The sequence below is a fragment of the Candidatus Atribacteria bacterium genome, from assembly GCA_011056645.1.
GTDB classification, from domain to species: domain Bacteria; phylum Atribacterota; class Phoenicimicrobiia; order Phoenicimicrobiales; family Phoenicimicrobiaceae; genus Sediminicultor; species Sediminicultor quartus.
Genome location: DSEL01000139.1, coordinates 1 through 4779, shown reverse-complemented (window position 1 = coordinate 4779; position 4779 = coordinate 1). Strand labels below are relative to the sequence as shown.

At 34.6% G+C, this 4779-nt stretch carries 5 protein-coding genes; 2 read left to right on the top strand and 3 right to left on the bottom strand.

The window, feature by feature from the left end:
* Both ENO17_05490 and ENO17_05485 read left to right on the top strand, forming a co-directional pair.
* Positions 1-333 (top strand): MarR family transcriptional regulator (locus tag ENO17_05490; protein ID HER24479.1); only part of this gene is annotated, 333 nt, incomplete at its 5' end.
* Between the two features lie 59 nt (positions 334-392).
* Complete coding sequence (locus ENO17_05485) at positions 393-1745, top strand: MATE family efflux transporter (protein ID HER24478.1); 1353 nt, start codon at positions 393-395, stop codon at positions 1743-1745.
* 37 nt (positions 1746-1782) lie between these two features.
* On the opposite strand, the gene ENO17_05480 is transcribed toward ENO17_05485, so the two are convergent.
* From ENO17_05480 to ENO17_05470, 3 genes are all read right to left on the bottom strand, one after another.
* Complete coding sequence (locus ENO17_05480; protein ID HER24477.1) at positions 1783-2832, bottom strand: asparaginase; 1050 nt, start codon at positions 2830-2832, stop codon at positions 1783-1785.
* Positions 2833-2944: 112 nt separating this feature from the next.
* Entirely contained in the window at positions 2945-4486 is a 1542-nt protein-coding gene (locus ENO17_05475; protein HER24476.1) for a diguanylate cyclase, read from the bottom strand.
* Positions 4487-4548: 62 nt separating this feature from the next.
* A partial coding sequence (locus tag ENO17_05470) for a xanthine phosphoribosyltransferase (GenBank protein ID HER24475.1) occupies positions 4549-4779 on the bottom strand: 231 nt, incomplete at its 5' end.

The following is a 4779-nucleotide window of genomic DNA, read 5'->3' as shown; positions in this document are numbered from 1 at the left end:
TTACAATTTTTTTTTGTTCGAGCCTATCCAGGATTCCTGATACAGTACTGTCAGATAATCCTAGGATTATCTGACAGTACTGTATCAGGAATCCTGGATAGGCTCGAACAAAAAAAAATTGTAAAACGTGAGCGCACTAAAGATGACCGAAGAGTGGTAAAAATATCTTTAACCGGGAAGAGTCAGAAATTTTGCAATGACTTTCGCCAAAAAAAAGAAGAATATTTTACCCAGATGCTTAAAAAACTTTCAGAGCAGGAAACAAAAGATATCATCAAAGGGTTGGAAATTCTTAACCTTGCACTCGCTAATGACGAACACCAGATACAATAAATATTAAATTACCACATCCGAAACAATGTCTTTAAAGAAATAGTAATAGGAGATAATTCATGAAACAGATGACTGCCAGATTGGGAGAAGAAAAAATAAGTAAACTTTTACTAAATTTATCTGTACCGGCAACTGTTGGCATGTTTGTAAATGCTTTATACAACCTGGTTGATACTATCTTTGTGGGAAGAGGCGTAGGAGCTATCGCCATTGGGGGATTGACCGTTGCCTTTCCTATTCAAATGGTCATTATGGCTTTTGCCATGATGATAGGAATTGGTGCGGCCTCCGCCATATCAAGGAGTTTAGGGGAAAAGAATATAGAAAGAGCAGATTATGTTGCCGGTAATTCCTTTCTTTGTGTAATTATTTCGAGTGCAATAATTTCTACCCTTGGTCTTATCTTTACCGAACCAATATTAAGAATTTTCGGTTCAACAGAAACTATCTTGCCTTATGCTAAAGATTATATCACTATCATACTCTGGGGTAGTATTTTCTTTTCCTTTGGTATGTCTTCTAATAACTTAATTAGAGCTGAGGGTAATGCTAAAGTAGCTATGGCCACCATGCTCATCGGAGCAATATTAAACATAATCTTAGACCCCATATTTATATTTATTTTTAAATTAGGGGTTAAAGGTGCTGCCCTGGCAACTATTATTTCTCAATTTATTTCTTTCCTTTACATATTAACCTATTTATACAGTGGTAAAAGTTCATTAAAAATAAAACTACACCATCTAAAACCTAAGATAAATATAATAAAAGAAATATTTGCCGTAGGATCTGCTGCTTTTTCCAGACAAATTAGTGGGAGTGTAGTAGCCATCGTGGTAAATAACTCTCTGAGGGTTTTTGGTGGAGATATAGCCTTGATAATTGTTGGTATACTTCACCGGGTTACTATGTTTGTGTTTATGCCCCTATTTGGAGTGATACAAGGAATGCAGCCTATAGTAGGATTTAATTATGGAGCAAAAAAACTTGATAGAGTAAAAGAAGCTGTTAAATTATCACTTATTACTACTATCGTTATTGCAACTTTTGGTTGGTTAATCATTGAATTTTTCCCTTTTACAGTTATAAGTATGTTTACCCGAGATGCAGAAATAGTCGAAAAAGGTAGCTCTATAATGAGAATAGTAATCTCTATGATACCGATAATCGGCATACAGATAGTAGGAGCTGCCCTATTTCAATCATTGGGAAAAGCAGTTCCTTCATTAATATTATCTTTACTTAGACAGGTTCTACTATTTATCCCTTTGGTTATAATATTACCACGGGTTTTAAGTCTTGGACTTTTGGGTATCTGGATTGCCTACCCTGCTGCCGATATTTTATCTGTAACTCTCACTGCTTTGTTTTTAAGAAGTGAATTGAAAAAGATGAGCTTAAGCATGTGGTAAAACCTACTAAAAGATGACCCTCCGGCAGGTTTTTTAATTAAAATGGGCCTTCTAAATACTTAGAGAGGATCTGTCCGGGGTTATCAAAAGATACTAATAAAGAAAAACAAGAAAGTGCGTGAATAAATTCTATAGGATAGTCCATCTGACTCCAAACCTTAAATCCGTCCTCTGCCAGACAAGCAATACCTACCTTTTTGTAATAATTAGGTTTTTTAATATCTCCTTCAGCTTGACTGCAGGCGATTATGCAGGGTTTTTCCTTCTCAAGATAAAAAGATCGAAAATAATCTAAAACGCTTGTAGGGGCATTCCCTGCTCCAAAACCATAAATACAAACTATTTTTTTATCTTCGCTAAGCTTTTGCTCCATTCCGGGGAGGCACATAAACCAGTAAATTCTTTCCTCGATATTGCCTACTTTTTGTGAATTATAATTTATAATTTTGTTGATTTCATCAGAAAGAACATACTCTATTCTTGATGTTAAATCGTTCTTCTTGCCTTTGAGAGCCCACTCGGGATTAAAATAGATGGGTACACCGTTAGTGGTAATAAATATATCCGGGTGTAGGGCGTGGGCTTTATGTGCCCTGGCACCGGGAATTAGTTTCCAATTACAATAAATCCATACTCCAGAAAAATCCGAGCACACTACTTGAGCAGCTCCCCGTAAATTTACTGTGACATCTTCCGGCATATAATCTAAGGTAAGTTGACTCCCGGTAATAACTATGGGAATTGAAATTCGAGGAAAACAAATACTGAGCCAGGATGAAAAATAAGCCATAGTATCTGTTCCATAAAGAATAAGAACACCATCAAGTTTTTTTTGAAGTTCTTTTACAATAATAGAAGTGATTTTTATCCAGTGTTCCGGACCCAGATTAGTACTATCTTCTCCCGGTACTCCTAAAGGTTCCCTAAAAATTAACTCTACTTTTTTACCTTGAAAAAACTTTTCCACATAATCAGTCAGTGATTTAAACATTTTTTTACTCGGGCCGGTGTCCTTCCCTTTACCATGAAAACCACTTACTATAGTTCCTCCGGTAAAAATCAACAAAATTCGTTTTTTTCGTGTCATTTTTACCTCTTTTCTAAATATTATCTTCCCTAAATCAATAACTTTTTGAATTGACTAACTAATAATTTTTTTCCCTCTAATAAAAAACTAATCCAATAAAGTATCCTCTGAGTTAGATCAGGTTAAATCCCGCCCAGTGATAATGACCGGGACCTTCTTTTTTCGCCGCGTACATAGCCTGGTCTGCTCTATTTATCAAACCCTCTTCCTTTTCCCCATCATCAGGATACAAAGCTATTCCAATACTTGTATTGACATAAATCTGATGTTGATCAATCGATAGGGGTTCACTAAGAATATGAATTATTTTCCCGGCAAGACCTTCAGCATTTTCTCTGGGTTGCCTAAGCCGTGGCAATAAAATAATAAATTCATCTCCACCTAAACGGCAAATAGTATCTGTTTCTCGCAAGAGTTCACTGAATTTTCTTGCTACTTCAAGAAGCAATTTATCTCCAATCTCATGCCCAAATTTATCGTTAATTTTTTTAAAATTATCTAAATCAAGAAACAGTAAGGCAAATTTCTTCTGCTCTCTTTTAGCATAAGCTATCTCCTGCCTTATTCGATCATAAAATAATACCCTGTTGGGTAATTTAGTTAAAGAGTCATACAAGCCAAGAAATTTTAATTTTTCCTCTGCCTGTTTTCTTTCAATCGCTGTAGCTACCTGCTGAGAAACAAATTCCATTAGCTTTATATCTTTTTGGCAATAAAGATCCGGGTCAGTATAACTTTGCAAAACCATGGAACCGATAATCTTGTTTTCTACTCTTAAGGGGACACCTAACCAAGCTTGTTTATTGGTTATGACATCATAAGAAACAAAATCTCCTCGGGCAATTAACCTTTTATACTTATTATAATCTAATAGTAACGACTCCCCGGTTTTAAAGATATAGTAAAAAATATTATTAGAATTACCATTTTTTGAGGTTAAAAAAGCTTTATCTTTTTCGCCTGTTTCATCATTATAATAAGAAAAATAAAGTTTGTTTTTCTCTTCATCGAATAAGGCAATGTAAAAGTTGGTTGTATCAATAATAGTGCTGAGTTCTTGGCGAATAACAGAATAGAGCTGCGTTAGAGAAATATCTGAGTTAGCTGATTGAGAAATATTATATAATACATTATTTATTGCCTCATTCGCTTTGAGGTTAGTAATATCACTCAATAAAAATATTTTTCCAATTATTTGCTTATTGACCAGATTGAAGGTAACTGAAACAGAAACATGAACTAATTTATTACTCTTTTTCTTTGCTGTTAATTCTAAATTACTAAAAACTCGAGCACTCCCTAAGATCTCTGCCGAACAATTAGTTAAAATCTTTTCAATATGTTGACCTCTTAATTCCTCAAGTTCATAACCAAAAAGCTCTTCAAATTGTCTATTTGCTTCTAGAATAATCCCCTCCATATCGGTATAGGTTAACGCCTCTGGTGAATTTTTAAATAAACCGACAAATTCCTGTCTGCTTCGGTGAAGGGCTTGTTCTTTCTTCTTGAATCCGAATGGTTCACTAAAAAGGGGCGATGTTCGCAATTTTGTTTTACTAATTGCATTCTTCACTTTTTTTGCTTCTCTATTTGGCCGTTTAAATTTATTAACCAATCTATCTATATAATTACCTGTTTTTCTTTTTTTCCTCATTTACTCATCTCTTTTCTTTGAAGTATAAAACAATAATATCAAGGTTGTATAGGTTTTTTCATTTAATCATTCTTATTGATTATAGGATTTACAAAATTAGAAGTAATCTCGCTGTCCCAAGGAAAAAGTACCCAGGTGTCCTGACTAACCTCAGTAATAAAAGTGTCCACCATCGGTCTACCATCAGGTTTAGCATAGACAGTGGCAAAATAAGCTCCCGGGATCATATCCCGAACGGCTTTTCCTGTTTTACCTGTATCTACTAAATCATCTATAATTAAATATCTCTCTAC